20 protein-coding genes and 1 tRNA gene are annotated in these 22895 nt (G+C 68.0%); 13 read left to right on the top strand and 8 right to left on the bottom strand.

Going from position 1 to position 22895, the window contains the following annotated elements:
- The first annotated feature begins 63 nt into the window (after positions 1-63).
- From ABEG18_RS13640 to ABEG18_RS13615, 6 genes are all read left to right on the top strand, one after another.
- The gene (locus ABEG18_RS13640) at positions 64-594 is read left to right on the top strand and encodes a PopZ family protein (protein ID WP_406853598.1); all 531 of its coding nucleotides are present in this window, start codon (positions 64-66) and stop codon (positions 592-594) included.
- A gap of 118 nt (positions 595-712) precedes the next feature.
- Positions 713-3526 carry a valine--tRNA ligase gene (locus ABEG18_RS13635; RefSeq protein WP_406853597.1) on the top strand — a complete coding sequence of 938 codons (2814 nt, stop codon included), beginning with the start codon at positions 713-715 and terminating at the stop codon, positions 3524-3526.
- Positions 3527-3788: 262 nt separating this feature from the next.
- Positions 3789-5378 (top strand): peptide ABC transporter substrate-binding protein, encoded by a 1590-nt coding sequence (locus ABEG18_RS13630; protein ID WP_406853596.1) that lies wholly within the window; start codon positions 3789-3791, stop codon positions 5376-5378.
- A 65-nt stretch (positions 5379-5443) separates the two neighbouring features.
- Positions 5444-6364 (top strand): oligopeptide ABC transporter permease OppB, encoded by a 921-nt coding sequence (gene oppB / locus ABEG18_RS13625; RefSeq protein WP_406853595.1) that lies wholly within the window; start codon positions 5444-5446, stop codon positions 6362-6364.
- Entirely contained in the window at positions 6357-7508 is a 1152-nt protein-coding gene (locus ABEG18_RS13620; RefSeq protein WP_406853594.1) for an ABC transporter permease subunit, read from the top strand. Before oppB ends, ABEG18_RS13620 begins: the two co-directional genes overlap by 8 nt.
- A 1-nt stretch (position 7509) precedes the next feature.
- Positions 7510-9156 (top strand): ABC transporter ATP-binding protein, encoded by a 1647-nt coding sequence (locus ABEG18_RS13615; protein WP_406853593.1) that lies wholly within the window; start codon positions 7510-7512, stop codon positions 9154-9156.
- 27 nt (positions 9157-9183) lie between these two features.
- Here the strand turns inward: ABEG18_RS13615 and ABEG18_RS13610 are convergent, their stop codons facing one another.
- Entirely contained in the window at positions 9184-9495 is a 312-nt protein-coding gene (locus tag ABEG18_RS13610) for a hypothetical protein (protein ID WP_406853592.1), read from the bottom strand.
- Between the two features lie 221 nt (positions 9496-9716).
- On the opposite strand from ABEG18_RS13610, the gene ABEG18_RS13605 reads away from it, so the two are divergent.
- The 4 genes from ABEG18_RS13605 to ABEG18_RS13590 all read left to right on the top strand — a co-directional run bounded on the left by ABEG18_RS13605 (position 9717) and on the right by ABEG18_RS13590 (position 14493).
- Positions 9717-11942, top strand: coding sequence for a PAS domain-containing protein (locus ABEG18_RS13605; RefSeq protein ID WP_406853591.1), 2226 nt, complete (start codon positions 9717-9719; stop codon positions 11940-11942).
- Positions 11942-12373 carry a response regulator gene (locus ABEG18_RS13600; RefSeq protein ID WP_406853590.1) on the top strand — a complete coding sequence of 144 codons (432 nt, stop codon included), beginning with the start codon at positions 11942-11944 and terminating at the stop codon, positions 12371-12373. The genes ABEG18_RS13605 and ABEG18_RS13600 overlap by 1 nt, the downstream gene beginning before the upstream one ends.
- A 16-nt stretch (positions 12374-12389) precedes the next feature.
- On the top strand, positions 12390-13418 hold the full coding sequence (locus tag ABEG18_RS13595) for a histidine kinase dimerization/phosphoacceptor domain -containing protein (RefSeq protein WP_406853589.1): 1029 nt from the start codon (positions 12390-12392) through the stop codon (positions 13416-13418).
- A 118-nt stretch (positions 13419-13536) separates the two neighbouring features.
- Positions 13537-14493 carry a PAS domain-containing protein gene (locus ABEG18_RS13590; RefSeq protein ID WP_406853588.1) on the top strand — a complete coding sequence of 319 codons (957 nt, stop codon included), beginning with the start codon at positions 13537-13539 and terminating at the stop codon, positions 14491-14493.
- On the opposite strand, the gene ABEG18_RS13585 is transcribed toward ABEG18_RS13590, so the two are convergent.
- Positions 14474-15220, bottom strand: coding sequence for a hypothetical protein (locus ABEG18_RS13585; RefSeq protein WP_406853587.1), 747 nt, complete (start codon positions 15218-15220; stop codon positions 14474-14476). The genes ABEG18_RS13590 and ABEG18_RS13585 overlap by 20 nt on opposite strands.
- Positions 15221-15420: 200 nt before the next feature.
- Positions 15421-15954, bottom strand: a complete 534-nt coding sequence (locus ABEG18_RS13580) for a Dps family protein (protein ID WP_406858609.1) — start codon at positions 15952-15954, stop codon at positions 15421-15423.
- A 476-nt stretch (positions 15955-16430) separates the two neighbouring features.
- Between ABEG18_RS13580 and ABEG18_RS13575 the strand changes: the two genes are divergently transcribed.
- The 3 genes from ABEG18_RS13575 (at position 16431) to ABEG18_RS13565 (ending at position 17514) form a co-directional block, all read left to right on the top strand.
- Positions 16431-16649 (top strand): hypothetical protein, encoded by a 219-nt coding sequence (locus tag ABEG18_RS13575; protein ID WP_406853586.1) that lies wholly within the window; start codon positions 16431-16433, stop codon positions 16647-16649.
- A gap of 158 nt (positions 16650-16807) precedes the next feature.
- Positions 16808-17089, top strand: coding sequence for a PilZ domain-containing protein (locus tag ABEG18_RS13570; RefSeq protein WP_406853585.1), 282 nt, complete (start codon positions 16808-16810; stop codon positions 17087-17089).
- Positions 17089-17514 (top strand): response regulator, encoded by a 426-nt coding sequence (locus ABEG18_RS13565; protein WP_406853584.1) that lies wholly within the window; start codon positions 17089-17091, stop codon positions 17512-17514. The genes ABEG18_RS13570 and ABEG18_RS13565 overlap by 1 nt, the downstream gene beginning before the upstream one ends.
- Here ABEG18_RS13565 and ABEG18_RS13560 read toward each other — a convergent pair.
- From ABEG18_RS13560 to accB, 5 genes are all read right to left on the bottom strand, one after another.
- A complete protein-coding gene (locus tag ABEG18_RS13560; RefSeq protein WP_406853583.1) occupies positions 17508-19931 on the bottom strand; it encodes a penicillin-binding protein 1A in 2424 nt (807 codons plus the stop codon). The two genes, ABEG18_RS13565 and ABEG18_RS13560, sit on opposite strands and share 7 nt — an antisense overlap.
- A gap of 192 nt (positions 19932-20123) precedes the next feature.
- Positions 20124-20199, bottom strand: a tRNA-Lys gene (locus ABEG18_RS13555).
- Between the two features lie 79 nt (positions 20200-20278).
- The gene (aat, locus tag ABEG18_RS13550; protein ID WP_406853582.1) at positions 20279-20947 is read right to left on the bottom strand and encodes a leucyl/phenylalanyl-tRNA--protein transferase; all 669 of its coding nucleotides are present in this window, start codon (positions 20945-20947) and stop codon (positions 20279-20281) included.
- A gap of 43 nt (positions 20948-20990) precedes the next feature.
- A complete protein-coding gene (gene accC / locus ABEG18_RS13545) occupies positions 20991-22355 on the bottom strand; it encodes an acetyl-CoA carboxylase biotin carboxylase subunit (protein ID WP_406853581.1) in 1365 nt (454 codons plus the stop codon).
- Entirely contained in the window at positions 22355-22831 is a 477-nt protein-coding gene (gene accB, locus ABEG18_RS13540) for an acetyl-CoA carboxylase biotin carboxyl carrier protein (RefSeq protein WP_406853580.1), read from the bottom strand. Before accB ends, accC begins: the two co-directional genes overlap by 1 nt.
- Between the last annotated feature and the right edge of the window lie 64 nt (positions 22832-22895).

Genomic DNA, 22895 nt, shown 5'->3' with positions numbered 1-22895 from the left:
TTTGGCGATGACGGAGCGGCGGGCCCGATGAGTGCTGCGAGCCTGAAGGCGAACGAACCTTCGATGGAGGAGATTCTCGCCTCCATTCGTCGCATCATCGCGGACGACCAGAAGGACGCGCCCGGCGCAAACCAGCCGGCCCTTGGGCCGGAAGCGGCCCAGGAGCCGGACGACGACGTGCTCGACCTCGCGACCGTGCAGCAGACGGGCTGGGACGACGTCCCCCAGTCCGACGACGAGGACGCCGTGGACTTCCGCGAAGCGGAGGATCCCCTGCTCATCCTGCCCAAGCGCGAGGAGATCGTCGCTCCGCCGCCGGCGCCCGAGCCGCCGCCCCCTGTGGCGCCGCCGGCGCCTCCTCCGCCGCGCACCGACGATGCGCTGCTGTCGCCCATGGTGGACGCCGCGGTCGCCTCGACCTTCAACATGTTCTCGTCGGCCATCCTGACGACCCAGGCGCGGACGCTGGAGGATCTCGTCAAGGACATGATGCGGCCGATGCTCAAGGCGTGGCTGGACGACAATCTGCCGGCCCTCGTCGAGCGGCTCGTCAAGGCCGAGATCGAGCGGCTGTCGCGCGGTCCGCGCGGCTGAGCCCTCGGCCCCGCCGCAGGGCGGACCTGCCCGGCGCCGCATCGCCGTTGACTAAGCGCGCCTGCTCGGTTTTCTAGCGCGCAGCGCGGGCCGTGAGCGCCCGCCCGAAGGATTCACGATGGACAAGACGTTCGAACCCGCTTCCGTCGAGAAGCGCATCGCCGAGCTTTGGGAGCGGGAAGAGGCGTTCAAGGCCGGCCGGCCCGAGCGGGCCGGCGCGCAGCCCTACACCATCGTGATCCCGCCGCCGAACGTCACAGGCTCCCTCCATATGGGGCACGCGCTCAACAACACGCTGCAGGACATCCTGTGCCGCTTCGAGCGCATGCGCGGCAAGGACGTGCTCTGGCAGCCGGGCACCGACCATGCGGGCATCGCCACCCAGATGGTGGTGGAGCGCCAGCTCATGGAGAAGCAGCAGCCGGGCCGCCGCGAGATGGGCCGCGAGGCCTTCGTGAAGCGCATCTGGGAGTGGAAGGCCGAATCCGGCGGCGTGATCGTCAACCAGTTGAGGCGCCTCGGCGCCTCCTGCGACTGGTCGCGCGAGCGCTTCACCATGGACGAGGGCCTGTCAAAGGCCGTGCTGAAGGTTTTCGTCGCGCTGCACAAGCAGGGCCTGATCTACCGCGACAAGCGCCTGGTGAACTGGGACCCCAAGTTCCAGACCGCGATTTCCGATCTCGAGGTCGTCCAGGTCGAGAAGAAGGGCAGCTTCAAGTGGGACCGGCCGGCGCCGGACGCCGAGGAGCCGAAGGCGCTTGATCTCGCCGCGCTGGGCAAGTTGCTGGATCGGGACGCCAGCGGTCACCTGTTCTACTTCGACTACCCGCTCGAAGACGCGCGCTATGACGCCGCCGACGCCGGCACGTTCATCCGCATCGCGACGACGCGCCCGGAGACGATGCTGGGCGACACCGCCATCGCGGTGCATCCGGAGAACGAGACGCTGAAGGGCCTGATCGGCCGCAACGTGGTGCTGCCGCTGGTCGGGCGCGTGATCCCGATCGTGGCCGACGACTACGCCGACCCGGAGAAGGGCACCGGCGCGGTGAAGATCACGCCGGCGCATGACTTCAACGACTTCGAGGTCGGCAAGCGGCATGGCCTGGCGGTGGTCAACATCCTGGACGCCGAGGCCGCCATGCTGCTGGCCGGCAACGACGCCTTCCTGGCGGGCGCGAGCCCGGAGCCTGAGGTCATGGCCCTCCACGGCGTGGACCGCTTCGAGGCGCGCAAACGCGTGGTCGCCCTGATGGCCAGAAAGGGCCTGCTGGCCAAGATCGAGCCGACCGGCCACACCGTGCCGCATGGCGACCGGTCCAATGTAGTGATCGAGCCCTGGCTGACGGACCAGTGGTATGTGGACGCCAAGACCCTGGCGCAGCCGGCGCTCGCCGCCGTGCGTGACGGACGCACGAAGTTCGTGCCCGAGAACTGGGAGAAGACCTACTATCAGTGGCTGGAGAACATCGAGCCGTGGTGCGTCTCGCGCCAGCTCTGGTGGGGACACCAGATCCCCGCCTGGTACGGACCGGACGGCTCCATCTTCGTCGAGGAGAGCGAAGAGGCCGCCTATGCGGCCGCCAAGGCGCGCTTCGGCGAGGCCGTCACCCTGAATCGCGACGAGGACGTGCTCGACACGTGGTTCTCATCCGCCCTGTGGCCGTTCTCGACGCTGGGCTGGCCGGACGTCACCCCCGAGCTGAAGCGCTACTATCCTACCGACGTCCTGGTGACGGGCTTCGACATCATCTTCTTCTGGGTCGCCCGGATGATGATGATGGGCCTCCATTTCATGGAGGAGATCCCCTTCCACACGGTCTACATCCACGCCCTCGTCCGCGACGAGAAGGGGGCGAAGATGTCGAAGTCTAAGGGCAACGTCATCGATCCCCTGGAGCTCGTGGAGGCCTATGGCGCGGACGCCTTGCGCTTCACGCTGGCCGCGATGGCGGCGCAGGGCAGGGACATCAAGCTTTCCCGCCAGCGCGTCGAGGGCTACCGCAACTTCGCGACCAAGCTGTGGAACGCCGCCCGCTTCGCCGAGATGAACGGCTGCGCGCGCGTGGCCGGGTTCGACCCGGCGTCGGCAAGGCTGCCGCTGAACCGCTGGGCGCTGTCGGAACTCGGGACCGCGGTGGCCGAGGTCACCGGCGCGATCGAGGCCTATCGGTTCAACGATGCGGCCAACGCCGCCTACCGCTTCGTCTGGAACGTGTTCTGCGACTGGTATCTGGAACTCGCCAAGCCGGTCTTCATGGGGTCGGACGAGGCCGAGAAGGCCGAGACCCGCGCGAGCGTGGCGCATGTGCTGGACGCCATCGCCAAGCTGCTGCACCCGTTCATGCCCTTCCTCACCGAGGAGCTCTGGGAGATCAAGGGCCAGGAAGGGCCGAAGCGCCAGACCATCCTGGCGCTGGCGCCCTGGCCGGCCGACGCGGGCGTCGCCGACGCGGACGCGCAGGCGGAGATCGGCTGGCTGGTCGACCTGATCACCGAGATCCGCTCGGCCCGACAGGAGGTGAATGTGCCGGCCGGGGCGCAGATCCCGCTCGTGCTGGTGGGCGTGGGCGAGGAAACGCGAGTCCGCGCCGAGCGTTGGGGCGACATGCTCAAGCGTCTGGCGAGGTTGTCGGCGATCGATTTCGCGACGGCGGCGCCCAGCGAGTCGGTGCAGCTCGTGGTTCGCGGCGACGTCGCCGCCCTGCCGCTGGCGGGCGTGGTCGACATCGAGGCGGAGAGCCTGCGGCTGACGAAGGAGATCGGCAAGCTGGAGGCGGACGTCGCCAAGGTGGACGCCAAGCTGGGCAATTCCGACTTCCTGGCCCGGGCGCCGGAGGAGGTGGTCGAGGAGCAGCGCGAGCGCCGCCAGGAGGCGCTCGACCGCGCCGGCAAGCTCCGCGACGCGCTTGAGCGGCTGAAGAAGGCGTAAGCCGGCCGCGCGCCGGCGAATCGAGGGCGGTCCTGAGAGGTCCGCAGCCGTCGGCCGCCGCATTCGGGGCCGATGGACAGTCAATCGCGGGGCCGACATGGGTCGCGCGTCGACGCTTCGGACGAGACCGACGGCCGGCGGCCCGGCGGGGTTGGATCCAGCGGGCGGGAACAAAGGCGATTCAGCCGTACGGGTTGTTGCAACGCCTCGGGTTCTGTCGCACCGTCCTCGCCAGAAACGTCGATTTCAGGCGAGGACCATCATGTTCCATCACCCCTTCCGCAGCGTCTGCGCGGTGGTCGCGCTGGGCCTCGGGCTCACGGCCGCTTCGGCCGAGACCGTGTACAACCGCGGCGCCCAGGGCGAGCCGGAGACCCTCGACCCGCAGAAGACCTCGACCGTGGTCGAGAGCGACCTGCTGCTGGACCTCTATGAGGGGCTCGTGACCTATGACGCCAAGGCCAATGTCGTGCCGGGCGTCGCCGAGAGCTGGACGGTGAATGACGACGGCACCGTCTACCGCTTCAAGCTGCGCGACAACGCCAAGTGGTCGAACGGAGACCCGGTCACGGCGAACGACTTCGTGTTCTCGTTCCGCAGGCTGATGAACCCGGAGACGGGCGCGAAATACGCCAATGTGCTCTACACGATCAAGAACGGCGAGAAGGTCAATAAGGGTCAGGCCAAGGTCGAGGAGCTCGGCGTCAAGGCCATCGACGATAAGACGCTGGAGATCGCCCTGGAGACGCCGGCGCCCTATTTCGTGGCGCAGCTGGCCCATCAGACCGGCATTCCGGTCCACCCCGCTTCGGTGCAGAAATACGGCAAGGATTTCGTCAAGGCCGAGAACTGGGTCTCCAACGGCGCCTACACGCTGAAGAGCTTCTCGCCCAACGACAAGATCGTGCTGGTCAAGAACCCGAACTACCGCGAGGCCGCGGCCACCAAGGTCGACACGGTCAACGTCTTCGGCATCGAGGATCGCTCGGCCGCCCTGCGCCGGTTCCAGGCCGGGGAGCTCGACACCTATGGCGACGTCCCCACGGACCAGATCAAGTTCATCCGCGAGAACCTGAAGACGAAGTTCAGGCTCGCGCCCTACCTGGGCACCTACTATTTCGTCTTCAACACCAAGAAGCCGCCCTTCGACGACGTGCGGGTGCGTCAGGCGCTGTCCATGGTGGTCGATCGCGAGTTCCTGGCGGAGGACATCTGGGGCGGGACGATGATCCCCGCCTATTCATTCGTGCCGCCGGGCATCGGCAATTACGGCGAGCCCGCCTTCGCCAGCTGGAAGGACATGTCCCCGATCGAGCGGGAGGACAAGGCCAAGGAGCTTCTGAAGGCGGCGGGCTACGGCCCGGGCGGCAAGAAGCTCACCGTCGAGATCCGCTACAACACGTCCGAGAACCACAAGAACACGTCCGTGGCGCTCGCCAATATGTGGAAGCCCTTCAACGTGGACGTGAAGCTGGTCAACACGGACCTGAAGACCCATTACGCGATCTTGCGCGACAAGGGCGACTTCGACGTGGCCCGGGCAGGGTGGATCGCCGATTACTCCGACCCGCAGAACTTCCTCTTCCTGGCCGAGAGCGACAACAAGGGGCTGAACTACGCCAATTACGCCAATCCTGACTATGACGCGCTGATGAAGAAGGCGGCTTCGGAGAAGGACCTGACCGCCCGGGCGGCGATCCTGAAGGACGCCGAGGCGATCTTCATGCGCGACCAGCCCTATATCCCGCTGCTCTATTACGGCTCGAAGAACCTGGTTTCCGACAAGGTGTCCGGCTTCGAGACCAATGTGCTCGACCGCCATCTGTCCCGGTTCATCACCATCAAGCCCTGAGCCGGCGGGGGATGTGACCCACGCGGCGGGAAAGCCCGCCGCGGCACACAGGAACGGAGGCCGACGTGGGCTTCTACGTCGTCAAGCGGCTGCTGTCGGCCATCCCGACGCTGTTCATCATCGTCACCATCTCGTTCTTCCTGATCCGGCTCGCACCGGGCGGCCCGTTCGACCTGGAGCGGCCGCTCGAGGCCAAGGTGATGGAGAACCTGCGCAAGATCTACCAGCTCGATAAGCCGCTCTACGAGCAGTACTGGATTTATCTCTCGGCGCTGATGCGGGGCGACCTGGGGCCGTCCTTCTATTTCCGTGATTTCACCATCGCCGAGCTCTTCGCGCGCGGCCTGCCGATCTCGATGCGCCTCGGCTTCTCCGCGCTGCTGCTGGCCGTGCTCGTCGGCGGGACGCTCGGAGTGGTGGCGGCCTTCCGGCAGAACCACGCGGCCGACTACGCCGTGATCGGGCTCGCGACTTTCGGCATCACCGTCCCGACCTTCGTGGTCGCGCCCGTGCTGCAGATCGTGTTCGGGCTGACCCTGGCGTGGTTGCCGGTCGGCGGGTGGAACGACGGCGCCCTGCGCAACACGGTCCTGCCCATCCTCACGCTGGCCTTGCCGCAGGTCGCCGTGATCGCCCGGATGATGCGGGCCGCGATGATCGAGGTGCTGCGCTCCAATCCCATCCGCACGCTGCGCGCCAACGGGCTGCCGCTGGGCGTCATCGTGCGCCACGCCCTGCGCGGCGCGGCGCTGCCGGTGGTGTCCTATCTCGGCCCGGCGGCCGCCGCGCTCCTCACCGGGTCGGTGGTGGTGGAATCGATCTTCGGCATCCCCGGCGTGGGCCGCTACTTCGTCGAGGGCGCGCTGAACCGCGACTACACGCTCGTGATGGGCACGGTGATCATGATCGCGGTGTTCGTCCTGGCCTTCAATCTCCTGGTCGACATCGTCTATGCGCTCATCGACCCGAGGGTCCGCTATGAGTGAGGTCAGCACCCCCGACATGGTGATGGAAGCGGCCACGGTCGCGCAGACCCGCGGGCGCTCGCTGTGGGCCGACGCGCGCGGACGGCTCTTTCGCAACCGGGCCGCGCTGGCCAGCATCGTGCTCCTGGCGATCGTGGCGCTGGCCTGCGCGCTCGGGCCGTCGCTGACGGGCCACGACTACGATCAGGTCTACCAGGACTATGTCCGCGTCCCGGCGACCTTCTCCTCCTACCCGCTGCCGGCCCAGACAGCGCCGGCGGTGGACCGGATCGCGTCGCGCATCCGCGCCAAGGCGGAGGGGCTCGTCGACGAGGGCGACCGGATCCGGCTGACGCTCGTCTCGGCCTCGACGCGGCCGGTCGACGAGCGCCTGCTGGTCTATTTCGAGCGCTCGGACCTGTTCGGCCGGGCCGTGGCGACCGGCAAAGAGGACGAGGGCCGCAGGCTCGCCGTCGAGGTCCCGGTGAAGCGCCAGCATTTCTGGTTCGGGACCGATTCCAACGGCCGCGACCTGCTGACCCGCACGCTCGTGGCAGGGCGTGTATCGCTCGCCATCGGGGTGCTGGCGACCACGGTGGCGATCCTCATCGGCGTGCTGTGGGGCTCCACTGCCGGCTACCTGGGCGGGCGCGTCGACCTCGTGATGATGCGGGTCGTCGACATTCTCTACTCGCTGCCCTTCATCTTCTTCGTCATCCTGCTCGTGGTGTTCTTCGGCCGGAACTTCGTGCTCATGTTCATCGCCGTCGGGGCGGTGGAATGGCTCGACATGGCCCGGATCGTCCGGGGCCAGACCCTCTCGATCAAGCGGCAGGAATATGTCCAGGCGGCCGAGGCCATGGGGGTGGGCACGCGCGGCATCCTGCGGCGCCACATCATCCCTAACACGCTGGGTCCGGTCGTGGTCTACATGACGCTGCTGGTGCCCAAGGTGATCCTGTTGGAGAGCTTCCTGTCTTTCCTGGGACTTGGCGTGCAGGAGCCCATGACGAGCTGGGGCGTCCTCATCGCCGAAGGCGCCAAGGCCATCCAGGGCTCCGTCTGGATGCTGGTCTGGCCCTCCGTCTTCCTCACCAGCACGCTGTTCTGCCTCAACTTCATCGGCGACGGGCTGCGTGACGCCCTCGACCCGAAGGACCGCTGACGTGGACAGCGCAACCCACGCCAAACAAGCCGCCGCGGGGTCGCCCGCCCCCGTCCTGTCGGTCCGGGATCTCGACGTGCGGTTCAGGATCGCGGACGGCGAATTGCGCGCCGTGCGGGGCGTCAGCTTCGACGTGTCCCCGGGCGAAACGCTGGCGATCGTCGGGGAATCCGGCTCTGGAAAGAGCCAGACCATGATGGCCGTCATGGGCCTTCTGGCGTCGAACGGCTTCGTCGAAGGCTCCGTGAAGATCGCCGGCGAAGAGATCCTCGGGCTCACGCCGCGCGAGCTGAACCGGTTCCGCGGCAGGCGCATGGGGATGATCTTCCAGGAGCCCATGACTTCGCTGGACCCGCTGTATCGCATCGGCGACCAGCTGGCCGAACCGCTCGTCGCGCACGCGAAGATGTCCCGCAAGGCGGCGCGCGAGCGCGCGCTGGAGCTGCTGACGCTTGTCGGCATCCCGCGCCCGGCCGAACGGCTCGGGTCCTACCCGCATGAGCTCTCGGGCGGGCAGCGGCAGCGCGTGATGATCGCCATGGCGCTGGCGAACCGGCCGGAGGTGCTGATCGCCGACGAGCCCACCACGGCGCTGGACGTCACCATCCAGGCGCAGGTGCTCGACCTCCTGGCCGACCTCAAGCGGCGCTTCGGGATGGCCATCGTCTTCATCACGCATGACCTGGGGATCGTCCGGCGCATCGCCGATCGCGTCGTGGTGATGCGCAACGGCGCCATCGTCGAGACGGGCCTCACCGAAGAGGTGTTCGCCCGCCCGCAGCAGGCCTATACGCGCATGCTGCTCGCCGCCGAACCGACCGGACGCAAGGCGCCGCCGCCCATGCCGGCCACGCCGGTGATCGAGGCGCGCGACGTGCGCGTCGCCTTCACGCTGAGGGGAGGGTGGTTCGGCCGGGGCGACCGCGAGCTGAAGGCGGTCGACGGCGTCGACCTGACGCTCCTGCGCGGGGGCACGATCGGGATCGTCGGCGAATCCGGCTCCGGCAAGTCGACGCTGGGCCGCGCCGTGCTGCGACTCCTTCCGGCGTCAGGCAGCGTGCGTTTCGAGGACCGGGACCTCACCGGCCTGGACCGGGCTGCGATGCGCCCGCTGCGCCGCCGTCTCCAGCTCGTGTTTCAGGATCCGTTCGGGTCGCTCTCGCCGCGCATGACGGTGGGCGAGATCGTCACCGAGGGGCTGCTCGTCCATGAACCCGCGATCACGCGGGCGGAGCGCGACAGGCGGGCCGCTTCGGCGCTGGAGGAGGTGGGCCTCGACCCCTCCACCCGCAACCGGTTCCCGCACGAGTTCTCGGGCGGGCAGCGCCAGCGGATCGCGATCGCCCGCACCATGATCCTCAATCCCAGCGTGGTGGTCCTGGACGAGCCCACCTCCGCGCTCGACCGGTCCGTGCAGAAGGACATCGTCGACCTGCTGCGCGGATTGCAGGCTCGCCATGGGCTGTCCTACCTGTTCATCAGCCATGACCTGGCGGTCGTCCGGGCCATGGCGGACGAGATCATCGTGATGAAGTCGGGCAAGGTGGTGGAGCGCGGGACCGTCGACGCCATCTTCCGCGATCCGCGCCAGCCCTACACACGGGACCTGATCGCCGCCGCGTTCCTCAGCGAGACGCCCGTGGCCTGACGGTGCGGCGAAGTGTCCGCCCGGCGGTCACGCGCCCTGCGCGGCCATGTCGGCGGATGGCTCCCCAGCCAGCGCGGGGGGGCGCGACACGCGCCACGGACGAAGTTCCGCGGCCGCCATGGTGGCGCTCGACAGGGGCCGGAGCTCCCCGCCGGACGTCAGTTCCTGGGCGAAGAGCAGGCCCATGCGGTGCAGCTGGGCCACCACGATCCGCGTCAGCGTCTCATCTGGCGAGATCGAGATCGATCCGGCGGCGTAGACCGCCTCCATGATGTGCCGAGGGTGGGTGCGGCTGGCGGATCGTCCGCGCCGTCGTCTCAGAGCCGCCAGTTCGTCCATGTCGCCCTGCATTCATCGGGACAAAAGCTACGCCTTTCGATGAGAACCCGATTCGCCCGGCCTGGCGCGTCCGTAGAAATCCTTGCCTCCGCAGGGGCGGAACTTCCCTCCTACCGCAGCGTTGAAGGCCGGATTTCAGCGAGTTCCGGGACTCGGGCGGCTGACACTTGGGGGCGAGGCTTTTGGAGGCGGAACGAGCAGGGCCATCGGCGCAGGCTCCCATGGCGGGTCAGGGCGGCTCAGGCGCAGCGCCGGCTCTGTCCGGCGTCGACTACGCGGCGCTCTTCGACTCGGCTCCCAATCCCTATGTTCTCGTCGATCCGGCTTTCGTGATCGTCGGCATGAACGAGGCCTATCTGCGCGTGACGATGCGCGAGAGAGCCGAGCTGCTCGGACGCAACATGTTCGAGGCGTTTCCCCCTGGGCCGGAGGATTCCGGCGCCAGCAGCCGGCTGTTGCGGGATTCGCTGGAGCGGGTGCTGCGCCAGCGCACCGCCGACCACATCGCGCTCATCAAATACGACATTCCCCGGCCCGACGGTCAGTTCGACGAACGCTACTGGAGCGCCACCCATACGCCGCTCCTGGGCCCGAACGGCGACGTCGCCTACATCCTGCAGAACACCGTCGACGTCACCGAGCTGCACAAGCTGCGCCAGGCGACCCGCCAGTTCTCCTGGCTGCAGCGGGGCGGCGGCGACGGGCGCGTCGAAGGCGAGATCCTGCAGCGAGCGCAGGCCGTGCAGGACGCCAATGTGTCGCTGGAAGCCGAGAGGCGCCACCTGCGCAGCCTGTTCGAGCAGGCGCCCGGATTCATGGCGGTGTTGCGCGGCCCCACCCACGTGTTCGAGATCGCCAACGCGGCCTACTCGCAGGTGGTCGGCCACCGCGACATCCTGGGCAAGCCGGTCGCCGAGGCGCTGCCCGAGATCGCCGGTCAGGGCTTTTTCGAACTTCTCGACCAGGTCTACGCCAGCGGCGAACCCTTTGTCGGCCGCGGGCTGAAGGCGTTCCTGCAGCATGAGCCGGGCGCGCCGCTGGAGCTGCGCTATCTCGACCTCGTCTACCAGCCCATCTTCGACCAGACCGGGGCCGTCGTGGGCATCTTCGTCCAGGGCAACGACATCACGGAGCAGAAGCGAGCCGAGGAGGCGCTGCGCGAGAGCGAGGCGAACCTTCTCTCCCTGGCCAATCTCATTCCCCAGTTCGTCTGGATGGCCGCGCCGTCCGGCTGGGCCTATTGGTACAATCAGCGCTGGTACGACTACACCGGAACGACCCAGGCCGAAGTCGAAGGCGACGGCTGGCGGTCCCTGCACCATCCCGATCACGTGGAGCGCGTCAGCGCCCGCCTCGCGGAGGCCTTCGCCAGCGGCGAGCCCTGGGAGGACACGTTTCCGCTGCGCGGCAAGGATGGCGCCTATCGCTGGTTCCTGTCGCGGGCCGTGCCGGTCCGGGACGAGGACGGCGCGATCGTGCGCTGGTTCGGGACCAACACCGACGTGACCGACCAGCTCGCGATCGAGGAGCGCCTGCGCGAGAGCGAGGAGAGAATCCGGCGGCTGAACGAAACGCTCGAGCAGCGCGTGATCGACCGGACGATCGAGATGCAGGAGGCGCGTGACGCGCTGCAGCTGATCAATCACAATCTCGAAGCCATGGTGGCGGCGCGGGTGTCCGACCTGAAGGCCGCCAACGAGGAGATCCAGCGCTTCGCCTATATCGTCAGCCACGATCTCCGGGCGCCGCTCGTCAACATCATGGGCTTCACCAGCGAGCTGGAGGCCCTGCGCGCGCAGCTGCAGCATTTCGTGGTCGAGATCGGCGCGACGGCGCCGGACGCGGTCCCGGCGGCGGTGCGGGAGGGCGTCGGGCAGGACCTGCCGGAAGCGATCGGCTTCATCCGCAGCTCGACCGACAAGATGGATCGCCTCATCAAGGCCATCTTGCGGTTGTCCAGAGAGGGCCGGCGCGTCCTCGCGCCCGAGCCGCTCGACATGCGCGCCGTCCTGGAGGGCGTCTTCAAGACGCTCGCCCACCAGGCGGACGGCGTGGCGTTCGTTCTCGGCGACACGCCCGACATCCTCAGCGACAGGCTGGCTGTCGAGCAGATCTTCGCGAACCTTGCGGAAAACGCAGTGAAATATCGACATCCCGAGCGGGAAGGCCGGATCATGTTCAGGGGCGAGCGAGTGGGCGATCTCGTCCGCTATCAGGTCGTGGACAACGGGCGCGGCATCGACTTGCGTGACTTCGACCGAATCTTCGACCTGTTCCGCCGCTCCGGCGTCCAGGACACGCCGGGCGAAGGCATCGGCCTGGCCCATGTCCGCGCGCTCGTGCGCCGGCTGGGCGGGACGATCACGGTCGCCTCCGAACCGGGAGAGGGCTCCACCTTCACGGTCGAACTTCCCGCCACTCTCCATGCCGCGGAGGACGCCGCCTGATGAAGAGCCACAAGCCCGTGACGATCATCATGGTCGAGGACGACGAGGGCCATGCGCGGCTGATCGAGAAGAACATCCGGCGTGCCGGCGTGTGCAACGAGATCCGCCATTTCGCCAGCGGCACCGCCGCGGTGGAGCACATGTTCAGCCCGGAGATCCGCGACGGCGGGCCGCTGCTGGTCCTGCTCGACCTCAACCTCCCGGACATGAGCGGCACGCACATTCTCGGATTGCTGAAGGGGGACGAGACGCTCAGGCGCGCGCCGGTGGTCGTCCTGACCACAACCGACGATCAGCGAGAAATCCAGCGTTGCTATGATCTGGGTTGCAATGTCTACATCACGAAGCCTGTCGAATATGAAACCTTCGCCCAGGCGATCCGGCAACTCGGGCTGTTCCTGTCCGTGATGCAAGTTCCAGACGCGACCTGACCCGACGGACTCCGGCGTGCCCATATCCGTACTCTATATCGACGATGACGCCGGTTTGGGCAGGCTCGTCTCCCGCACCCTGGCGAGGCAGGACTGCGAAGTCACCCACGTCCTGAGCGGAGACGAGGGCCTGGCGGCCCTGCGGCGATCTCCCTTCGACGTGATCGGCCTCGACCATTTCATGCCCGGGCGGGAGGGGCTGGACGTCCTGAAGGATATCCGGGCCATGCCGGACCCGCCTCCGGTCATCTATGTCACGGGCAGCGACGAAGGTCGCATCGCCATCGCGGCGCTGAAGGCCGGCGCGGCGGACTACGTCATCAAGGACGTCGGCAACGCCTTCATCGACCTGTTTCGCCAGGCCATCGACCAGGCGCTCGAGCAGGTCAGGCTCCGGCGCGAGAAGGAAGCAGCCCAGACCGAGATGCGGGAAGCGCGCGAGCGGGCCGAGATCCTGCTGCGGGAGGTAAACCACCGGGTCGCCAACAGCCTGCAGCTCGTGGCCTCCCTCGTCACCATGCAGCAGAAGACGGCGCCGGACGACTCGCCCGTCCGCCACGCGCTGGCCGAGGCGCATGGCCGCATCCACGCCATCGCGCAGGTTCATCGCAGGCTCTACACGTCGGACGACGTCCGGTTCGTCGACATGGCGGGCTATCTGGAGGGGCTCACCGAGGAGCTGTCCGCCGCCATGCGGGTCGCCGAACGCGAGCACCGGCTCATCCTGGAGGCCGAGCCGCTGCGGGTCGCCACCGACAAGGCGGTGGCGGTGGGCGTCATCGTCAGCGAGCTCGTCACCAACGCGTTCAAATACGCCTATCCGGAAGGCGATGCGGGAGAGATCCGAATCAGGCTCTGGAATGGCGGCAGGAGGGTGTCGCTCGCGGTCGAGGACGACGGGGCGGGGTGGACCGGCGCGGGTCCGGTTCAGGGCACGGGGCTCGGCATGCGCATCATTCGCGCGATGGCGACGAGCCTTCAGGCGGACTTGAGTTTCGACAGGGCTGCGGCGGGTACCAGAGCCGTGCTGAGTTTCGAGACGTGAGGCAGGACTGCAGCTGTCGGCTCCGGCGGTCTCGCCCGGAGCCGCAGGTCGGATTCGCATATGCGTGGCATCGGGCGCGGGGCCGCCGGTCCTCGCGTCCTTCTAGAAGGCGCCTTCGATGATCGAGATCCCGGGATCCGAGAGCGAGTTCCGCCTGCTTGCGGACCATGCGCCCGTCATGGTGTGGCGGTCCGGGACCGACATGGGCTGCGACTGGTTCAACGAGCCCTGGCTCGCCTTCACGGGCCGCGAGCTTCAGCAGGAGCTCGGCGAAGGCTGGGCGGAGAACGTCCACCCGGACGACGTAGCCGACTGTCTCGACGCTTATCATTCAGCCTTTCGCCGGCAGGAGCCATTCACGATCGAGTACCGGCTGCGCCGCCATGACGGTCAGTATCGCTACGTGATGGACAATGGCCGGCCCTATTACCGGGACGGCGAATTCGCGGGCTATTTCGGCTCCTGCGTGGACGTCACTGCGCACCGGCAAACGGAGGCGCAACTGGTCCACGCGCTGGCCGAGCGGGAGAACTTGCTGCGCGAGCTTCACCACCGGGTGCGGAACAACCTGCAATCGGTGCTGGCGCTGTTGCGCCTCACGACCCGCGGCGCCGACGCCAGCGGCCAGGCGCTGCTCTCGGTGCTCGACCGCCGGGTCAGCGCGATGGCTCTGGCGCAAAAGAGCATGCAGGGCCTCGACGCGGCCGGGCCCATTGCGCTGCGCAGGATCGTCGTGAGCACGATCGAGGACGTCAACGCCGTCATCCCGGATCTGAGCGTGAAGATCGAGCAGGATCCCGCCGAGAGCGTGATCCAGGCCGAGCAAGCGTCGAGCTTCATGCTGGGCATGGCCGAGGCGCTCGCGATCCTGGCGAACGGTCGCGCGGGGGCGAAGCTCACCGTCGGCTTCGGGCCGGGCCCGGTCGTGCGGATCGGCGTGGCGCCGGGGAGGGCGGATCTGGCGACGGATCGGCCGTCGCTTCTCCTGATCCGGCAATACGCCCGCAGCGCCGGCTTCGACAGCGAGCCCGCCCAGGACGGCGGCTCGATCACATTCAGGCAGCGGGCCAGCTGACCGGGTCGTCCTGGCCCACGCCGGCGAAGCCGACCCGCTCGGACGCCTCCGCGCCGCATTTCTCCACATGCGCCGTGCGGTTGATGACCTGCAGATTGGGCGCGCCCCAGAAGGCCAGCAGGTCCGGCCATGGCGAGTCGCGGTGGTCGCGCCAGACGCGAAACAGCGGCGTGCGGTGGTCGACCTCCGCCGTCTTCAGGAGCCGCTGGCCGCTCGCGGCGCAGCGCCGCTTCTGCAGTTTGGCGAGAGGCGTGGAGAATTCGCTCGGGGCGGTCCAGAGCTTCCAGGCCGTGACGCAGGCGGAATGCCACTCGGCGCGCCTGTTCAGGGCTCCGTCGCCCCACAGGTCCTGGTGCCAGCCCAGCCGGTACACGGGCCCGCCGCAGATCCGGCAATGGCCGGCGCCGAGGGCGCGCCCGGCCTCCCGGTAGGGCGCCGGCGGCTGCCGGAACGAGGCGCCGAGACCGGTGGCCTTGTCGGCTGAGATCCGCCAGGTCCAGCCCTCGGGTGCGCCCGTGCGGCTTGCGAGCGCGCGCGCGAGGCGGTCCGCCCTGACGGGGTGAAGACGCCAGTAGGATTCGACGGCGAGCCGAGGGGTCGGCGGAATGAAGGGGCGTGAGAAAGCGTGCGCCAGCACGGCGGCGGGAAACCCGACAGGCAGGCTCTTGGCCAGCCGGGCCCGGGCCTTCTCGTTGCGCTCCGCCCGGAATGCAGACGTCTTGCTCATCCTCTCGCCGATTCTCGATCCCGCTACCCTACTTGCCCGCCTGGCCTCGCCGGGACAAGCGAACGCCGCCAGACGGGGTCCGGCGGCGAGGATGCGATGCGGAAGCTTTCAGAATGATGAGCGGCGCGAGCCCGGGCTACGCGAGCCTAGAACATGCTGTGTTTCGACGGAAACACAGCATGTTCTTGTGTCCTGATGCGCTAGTGGCCGGTGTCGTCGGCCGACCGGCTGGCCTCGAACAGGAACCAGGTCCGGCGTTCGGTCTGGTCGATGAGCTCCTCGAGCAGGCTCGCCGTGGCGACGTCGTCGTGCTCGTCGCAGACCTCGTGCGCCTGGCGCATGGCGGCCGCCATCGCCTTGTTGTCGGCCAGCAGCTCCCGCAGCATGTCGGCGGCCGAGACGAAGTCCGCCTCGTTGTCCTGGATCCGGCGCAGCCGCTCGATATGGCCGATCCCGCGCAGGGTCTTGCCGCCGATCTTGCGCACGCGCTCGGCGAGCGGATCGGTGGAGGCGAAGATCTGCTCGGCGTGCTCGTCGAGCATGAGGTGGTAGTCGCGGAAATGCGGGCCGCTGACATGCCAGTGGAAGTTCTTGGTCTTCAGATAGAGCGAGAACGCATCGGCCACGAGCCCGTTGATCGCCTCGGAAACAGCCTGCACGGCGTCGGAGGACAGGTCGGTGGGGGTCTCCAGCATCGCGTCGCCCTGGAGGCCGGACCTGCCCGGCGAGGCCATGGAGCGGGACGGCTTGCCTCGCGACGTCTCGCCGGCGGATGCGCCAGGCGCGGGCGCCTGACCCGCGGGATTGCGCGACTTCGGCTTCGCAGCTGCCATGGGAGTCTCCTCGGATCGGGAAAGCGGGTCCGGCGCTCGTAGCGACCGTAACCTGCGCGATAACGAGGGCGCGGGCCGATCGTTCCGCCCGGGACCAAAGGTCCAGAAAGAAAGAGGGCCGCTCGAAAGCGGCCCCAAGTCTAGGGAGGAAACGCCCAAGGAGGGCTATGACGTCGAAACGTCACGTATCCTTACCTATATGGTGCAGTGCGAAATGGCAAGGGGCGCGTGGCCGAAGAGCTTCGCCGGGAGCCGGCAGCGGCGACATGTCGCAAAGCGGCGACATCCCGGGGGGCGTCCGCGCCTCGCCCCGCGTTAACGGAACGTGAACCATCCAGCCGCAAGGTGAGTTGATCAACGTCACCCGGAGAACGTGCATGTTCGCCAGCGTCGTCGATCCCTCGGAGCCCCGCGTCGTCGCCATCGCGATCACCCTGGAAGGGCGGCCCATCTTCTCGGAAAGCTACGTCGTCACCGGCCATGCCGACATGGGCCGGGCGGTGTTCCATGCCCATTCGAGCGCGGTGCGACTTTGCGCCGACATCGACCCGGCGCGGCTGAAGACCGACATCCAGCGCGGACCCCGCCTCCAGTAGGCCGCGCCGTTTGAGCACGTCTAAGTTGTGAAAACTGAATCTAATTCCAAATCCGATTTTCAACGGCTCGTCGCCTAGGGTTCTGCGTCGGCTCGACGCCGATCCTTAGGGACCGCCCCATGAACGCACAGCGTCGAAAGAGCACGAGACGACGGGCCTTGCTCGCCGCGAAGCTTGTCTTTGGTTCGGGCGAAACGCTCGACTGCCTCGTGAACGACCTTTCGGACGATGGCGCCAAGCTGCAGTTCAGGATGCAGCCGCAGCAACTGCCCCCGGTTTTCAAGCTTCGGATCGGCGACGAGCCTCGCGCCCGGGAGTGCCGGCTGCGCTGGGCGACGCCCACCCATATCGGGGTCGAATTCGGGACTCAGGTCGCGCTGCTCAACTCCGCGGCTCTGAGGACCCGTATCGCGGCGGTGCGCGCCGCACAGGCGGTCTGATGAGCAAAATCTCGTTCCCGGACGTTCCGATCCTGCTCGTCGAGGACAGCATGTTCGTGCGCGCGATCATCCGCCGCATGCTGCGTCAGGTCGGCATGCGCAACGTCACGGAAGTCGGAGACGGGGAGGCGGCGCTGCAGGCGCTCCAGACCTTCTCGCCCGAGCTGGTGCTGCTTGACTGGCATCTACCCCATCTCACGGGAGGCCAGATCCTCGAGATCATCCGCGATCCGATGATCTCGGCGCGGACGGATGTGCCCGTCATCATGATCTCGGGCGCGCCCACGAAGTCGCTGGTCGAGCGCTCCGCGCAGCTGGGCGTCACCCATTTCCTGCGCAAGCCCTTTTCGCCCCACGAACTCTGGACGCGGCTCCAGGCGCTCGGAATCGGAGCCGGGCCGACCGCGGCCGCCGCCCTTCAGTAGAGGCCGCCGGTCCCGCCGCCGACCTGGCGGTCCCCGTCCTGCGGGGCGGCCGCGACCGGAGCGCCTTCGTCGCCGAAGGCGCCGCGCTCCGGCGGAGCGGTGCCGGGCTTGAACGCCTCCAGGATGGCCGTGCGCTCGCCTCCGGTCGCCCGCGCGCCGGTCTGCGGGTCGACGCGCACCAGCTTGATGCCGGGCGGCACGCGGAACGGCGTCGGAGGCTTGTCGGCCAGCGCCATCTTCATGAAGTCGCGGAAGATCGGCGCGGCGTATTGCGCCGCATAGGCCGAGTTGCCGAGGGAGCGGGGCTGGTCGTAGCCGATATAGACGCCTGCAGCCAGGTCGGGCGAGAAGCCCACGAACCACAAGTCCTTGGCGTCGTTGGTGGTGCCGGTCTTGCCCGCCAGCGGCTTGCCCACTTCCTTGACCGCCGTGCCGGTGCCGCGTTGCACGACGCCTTCCAGGATGGAGGTGATCTGGTAGGCGGTCAGCGGGTCGAGCACCTGCGGGCGCTCGTCGACGATCTTCGGCTCGGTCTGGCCGGAATAGCTTGGCGCATCGCAGCCGACGCATTTGCGCTCGTCATGGGCGTAGACGTTGCGGCCCCAACGGTCCTGGATGCGGTCGACGAGGGTGGGGTGGATCTTGCGCCCGCCATTCGCGAACATCGCATAGGCCGCGGTCATGCGCATGACGGTGGTCTCGCCGGAGCCGAGCGCCATCGCCAGCAGCGGCTGAAGGTTGTCGTAGACCCCGAAGCGCTTGGCGTACTCGACCACCAGGGGCATGCCGATGTCCTGGGCGAGCCGCACCGTCATCATGTTTTGCGAGTGCTCGACGCCGAAGCGCAGCGTGCGGGGGCCGGCGAAGCCTTCCTCGGCGTTCTCGGGCCGCCACGGCTCCTGGCCGGGACCCTGGTCGATGCTGATCGGCGCGTCCAGGATGATGCTGGACGGCGTGTAGCCGTTGTCCATGGCCGCCGCGTAGACGATCGGCTTGAAGGAGGAGCCCGGCTGGCGTTGCGCCTGCGTGGCGCGGTTGAACTTGGACTGGTCGAACGAAAAGCCGCCCACCATCGCCAGGACGCGCCCGGTATAAGGATCCATCGCGACGATCGCGCCGGAGATCTCGGGCAGCTGCCGCAGCCGGAACTGCCCCGGCTTGCCCTCCAGGGGCTCCACGTAGACCACGTCTCCCGCCGACACGACCTGCCGGGCGGCCTTGCGGGTCCACTTCAGGCCCTCAGCCGGGATGACCCCGCCCTCGCGCTCCTTCGCGACGGCGCCGGACGGCTCGCGCGCGGGCTGCAGGCCGATGCGCACGCCATCGCCCGCCACGTCGAGCACCACCGCGAGCCTCCAGGGCTGGACATCGCCCAGCGCCGGCGCCTCGGCCAGCGCCGCGCCCCATTCCTTGCCGGCGATGTCGAGCTTCTGCATGGGCCCGCGCCAGCCATGCGCCTCGTCATAGCGCACAAGGCCGTCGGCCAGCGCCTTGCGGGCCATGACCTGCATCTTGGGATCGAGCGTGGTCCGAACGGACAGCCCGCCCTCGTAGAGCGCCTTCTCGCCGAACCGGTCGGCGATGTCGCGCCGGACCTCCTCGGCGAAGAAACCGGCTGCGTAGGTGTTGGGCGAAAGCGACCGCGGATTGACGGTGAGCGGCTCGGCCTTGGACTTCTCGCCGTCCTCGCGCGACACGTAGCCGTTCTCCACCATGCGATCGATCACATAGTTGCGCCGCTCGGTGGCCGCCTCGCGGGCCCGGAAGGGATTGTAGTTGTTGGGCCCTTTCGGCAGCGCCGCCAGATAGGCGACCTCGGCCAGGGTCAGCTCATGCACTGATTTGCCGTAATAATTGAGCGACGCGGCCGCGATGCCGTAATTGCCAAGGCCCAGATAGATCTCGTTCAGGTAGAGCTCGAGGATCTTGTCCTTCGTGTAGGCCTTCTCCATCCTCAGCGCGAGAAGCACCTCCTTGATCTTGCGGTCGAAGGTCTGCTCGCTCGTCAGGAGGAAGTTCTTGGCCACCTGCTGGGTGATCGTGGACGCGCCCTGCGGGCGCCGGCCGTTGTCCCGCTTCAGATAGTAGAGAGCGGCCCGGGCGATGCCCTCCGGGTCGACGCCCTGGTGCTTGTAGAAGTTCTTGTCCTCGGCCGACACGAAGGCGGCGATCACGAGCTTCGGCACGGCCTGGATGGGGATGAACATCCGCCGCTCGCGGGCGTATTCGGCCAGCAGGCTGCCGTCGGCGGCGTGGACGCGGGTCATCACCGCAGGCTGGTAGTCGGCCAGCTGCGTGTAGTCGGGGAGGTCGCGCGACACCTTCCAGAGCAGCGCGCCGACCGCGCAGGCGGCCACGACGAACGTGATCGCGCCGGCCGTGAAAAGAATTCCGATCCCACGGAGGAAAAACCGCATCGCTGCACGCCTGCCTGCTTCAGTGCGGGAGGGGATGCGCCGCGAATGTGGTCAAAGGTTGAAAGGGAAGGCGCAGCCCTTCAATGGCCGGCATTTAACGCGCGCGTGTGTCCCAGACGGCCCGTCACGCCAGACCGCGGCGGCGCGACCCGTGCGGACGCCACCTGGCTGGGCCTGGAGAGGCGGACGAGGTGGTGAGCGCGCTGGGACTCGAACCCAGGACCTACTGATTAAAAGTCAGTTGCTCTACCGGCTGAGCTACGCGCTCGGATCGCGGGCTTCTGCGTATCCGTCCCGGCGGGCCGGGTCAATAGAGCGGGGCCGGGGCCGCCTTCATGTCGCACCGCTCAAGCCAGGGCGGCCAGCGCCCTGGCGCCCGCGTCCGGCTGAAGCATCGGCCAGCGGTGGAAATCCCCGTCGCCCGCCGTCGCGGCGTCGAGCAGCACCCGGTACTCCCGGCGAGGCACCTCGACCGCGCCAAAGCTGGCGAGGTGGGGCGTCACGAACTGGGTGTCCAGGAGGCGGAAACCTCCCGTCCTGAGCCTGGCGACGAGATGCACCAGCGCCACCTTGGAGGCGTCGCGCTCGCGGTGGAACATACTCTCGCCGAAGAACGCGCCGCCGAGCCGCACCCCATAGAGCCCGCCGACGAGGCGTCCGTCCCGCCAGGCCTCGACCGTGTGGGCGTAGCCGAGGTCGAACAGCGCGCCATAGAGCTCGCGAATGCGCGCATTGATCCAGGTCTGCTTGCGGTCCGGCGCGGGAGACGCGCAGCCGGCGATGACGCCGTCGAAGTCCGTGTCGATGCGAATCTCGAAGCGATCGCTGCGGACCGTCCGGGCGAGGCGGGACGGCACATGGAACCCGTCCAGCGGGATCACCCCGCGTTCGCGCGGCTCCACCCAGTAGAGAGCGGGGTCGTCCGCGCTCTCGGCCATCGGGAAGATCCCGCACGCATAAGCGCGCAGGAGCAGCTCGGGGGTGATCTCCGTGTCAGCGTCTTGTCGCCGCGCCATCCGATACCGGCCCGTTCGCAGCCGCCCGTCGCGTCGCCGGCGATCAAGCGCCGCCGGTGACGTCCATCCCTCCGGTGGAGAGGAACTTCTCCAGCCAGTGAATATCGTAATCGCCGTTCTGGATATCCGGGTTCCGGACCAGGGCCCTGAAAAGCGGCAACGTGGTCTCGATTCCATCCACGACGAATTCGTCGAGCGCCCGGCGCAGCCGCATCAGGCACTCGTTGCGGGTCCGGCCATGCACGATCAGCTTGCCGACCAGCGAGTCGTAGTTCGGTGGGATCGTGTAGCCCTGGTACACGGCCGAATCGACGCGGACGCCGAGCCCGCCGGGGGGATGGAAATAGGCGATCCGCCCCGGCGAGGGCGTGAAGGTGGCCGGGTGCTCGGCGTTGATCCGGCACTCGATGGCGTGCCCGGAGAGCTGAACGTCCTCCTGCGCGAAGGAGAGCGACGCGCCGGCGGCCAGGCGGATCTGTTCGTTCACGAGGTCGATGCCGGTGATCATCTCGGTCACCGGATGCTCGACCTGGATCCGGGTGTTCATCTCGATGAAGTAGAACTCGCCGTCCTCGTACAGGAACTCGACCGTGCCGGCGCCGAGATATTTCAGCTCCTGCATGGCCTTGGCGACAGTCTCGCCAATCTTAGAGCGCATCTCGCCGTTGAGGGCCGGGGAGGGGCCTTCCTCCCAGACCTTCTGGTGGCGGCGCTGCAGGGAGCAGTCACGCTCGAACAGGTGCACCGCTCCGCCCCGCCCGTCGCCGAGCACCTGCAACTCGATGTGCCGGGGCTTCTCCAGATACTTTTCCAGATAGACGGCGTCGTCCCCAAAGGCGGCCTTGGCCTCCATGCGGGCGGTCTGCAGAGCGTGGACGAGGTCGCCTTCGGTGCGCGCGACCTTCATGCCGCGCCCGCCACCGCCGGCGGCGGCCTTCACCAGAACCGGGTAGCCGATCTCCGCCGCGATCCTCAGCGCGTCGTCATCCTCCGTGACGCCGCCCTCCGAGCCGGGCACGCACGGAATGCCGAGGCGCTTGGCCGTGCGCTTGGCCTCGATCTTGTCGCCCATGATGCGGATGTGCTCCGCCTTGGGGCCGATGAAATGGATGTTGTGGCTCTCCAGGATCTCGGCGAAGCGCGCGTTCTCCGACAGGAAGCCGTAGCCGGGGTGGACGGCGTCCGCGCCGGTGATCTCGCAGGCCGAGAGGAGGGCCGGGATGTTGAGATAGCTGTCGCGGGCGGGGGGAGGGCCGATGCAGACGCTCTCGTCGGCGAGGCGCACATGCATGGCGTCCGCGTCGGCCGTGGAGTGGACCGCCACGGTGGCGATGCCGAGCTCCTTGGCGGCGCGCAGGACGCGAAGGGCGATCTCGCCCCGGTTGGCGATGAGGATCTTGTCGAACATCACTCGATGACCAGCAGAGGCTCGCCATATTCCACAGGCTGGCCGTCCTCCACGAGGATGGCCGTCACCGTGCCCGCCCGGGGCGCGACGATCTCGTTGAAGGTCTTCATCGCCTCGACGAGCAGGATCTTCTCGCCGACTTTCACCACCGAGCCCACTTCGACGAAGGCCTTGGAGTCCGGAGAGGCGCGGCGATAGGCGGTGCCCACCATCGGCGACGTCACGGCGTCCGGATGGGGCCCGGCGGCCTCCCGGTTCACGCCCGGCGCGGCGGCGGGAGCGCCGGCCTGCGCGGCCGCCAGGACCGGCGCGGGCGCCGGAGCGCTGTACTGCATGACAGGCGCGGCGGAGACCTGCCGCGCGACCCTGATCCGCAAGTCGCCCTTTTCGACCTCGATTTCGGTGAGATCGCTGTCGGACAGCATGGTCGCGATCTCGCGGACGAGCTTGGGGTCGATGGCTTGGTCCTTGGACATGGGTCTGGTCAACGCCTTTGCTTCAGGTGCCCGCCCGATCGGCGACGCCCCCATCCGGGCGCCC

This window comes from Alsobacter sp. KACC 23698, assembly GCF_045348435.1.
Lineage (GTDB): Bacteria > Pseudomonadota > Alphaproteobacteria > Rhizobiales > Beijerinckiaceae > Alsobacter.
This window is presented reverse-complemented; position numbering and strand designations above follow the sequence as displayed.

What these genes read in the sequence shown, in the direction of transcription:
- ABEG18_RS13640 (WP_406853598.1), top strand. Translation starts at nt 64, where the DNA reads ATGGAGGAGATTCTCGCCTCCATTCGTCGCATCATCGCGGACGACCAG.
- ABEG18_RS13635 (WP_406853597.1), top strand. Translation starts at nt 713, where the DNA reads ATGGACAAGACGTTCGAACCCGCTTCCGTCGAGAAGCGCATCGCCGAG.
- ABEG18_RS13630 (WP_406853596.1), top strand. Translation starts at nt 3,789, where the DNA reads ATGTTCCATCACCCCTTCCGCAGCGTCTGCGCGGTGGTCGCGCTGGGC.
- ABEG18_RS13620 (WP_406853594.1), top strand. Translation starts at nt 6,357, where the DNA reads ATGAGTGAGGTCAGCACCCCCGACATGGTGATGGAAGCGGCCACGGTC.
- ABEG18_RS13610 (WP_406853592.1), bottom strand. Translation starts at nt 9,495, where the DNA reads ATGGACGAACTGGCGGCTCTGAGACGACGGCGCGGACGATCCGCCAGC.
- ABEG18_RS13605 (WP_406853591.1), top strand. Translation starts at nt 9,717, where the DNA reads ATGGCGGGTCAGGGCGGCTCAGGCGCAGCGCCGGCTCTGTCCGGCGTC.
- ABEG18_RS13600 (WP_406853590.1), top strand. Translation starts at nt 11,942, where the DNA reads ATGAAGAGCCACAAGCCCGTGACGATCATCATGGTCGAGGACGACGAG.
- ABEG18_RS13590 (WP_406853588.1), top strand. Translation starts at nt 13,537, where the DNA reads ATGATCGAGATCCCGGGATCCGAGAGCGAGTTCCGCCTGCTTGCGGAC.
- ABEG18_RS13585 (WP_406853587.1), bottom strand. Translation starts at nt 15,220, where the DNA reads ATGAGCAAGACGTCTGCATTCCGGGCGGAGCGCAACGAGAAGGCCCGG.
- ABEG18_RS13580 (WP_406858609.1), bottom strand. Translation starts at nt 15,954, where the DNA reads ATGGCCTCGCCGGGCAGGTCCGGCCTCCAGGGCGACGCGATGCTGGAG.
- ABEG18_RS13575 (WP_406853586.1), top strand. Translation starts at nt 16,431, where the DNA reads ATGTTCGCCAGCGTCGTCGATCCCTCGGAGCCCCGCGTCGTCGCCATC.
- ABEG18_RS13565 (WP_406853584.1), top strand. Translation starts at nt 17,089, where the DNA reads ATGAGCAAAATCTCGTTCCCGGACGTTCCGATCCTGCTCGTCGAGGAC.
- ABEG18_RS13560 (WP_406853583.1), bottom strand. Translation starts at nt 19,931, where the DNA reads ATGCGGTTTTTCCTCCGTGGGATCGGAATTCTTTTCACGGCCGGCGCG.
- aat (WP_406853582.1), bottom strand. Translation starts at nt 20,947, where the DNA reads ATGGCGCGGCGACAAGACGCTGACACGGAGATCACCCCCGAGCTGCTC.
- accC (WP_406853581.1), bottom strand. Translation starts at nt 22,355, where the DNA reads ATGTTCGACAAGATCCTCATCGCCAACCGGGGCGAGATCGCCCTTCGC.
- accB (WP_406853580.1), bottom strand. Translation starts at nt 22,831, where the DNA reads ATGTCCAAGGACCAAGCCATCGACCCCAAGCTCGTCCGCGAGATCGCG.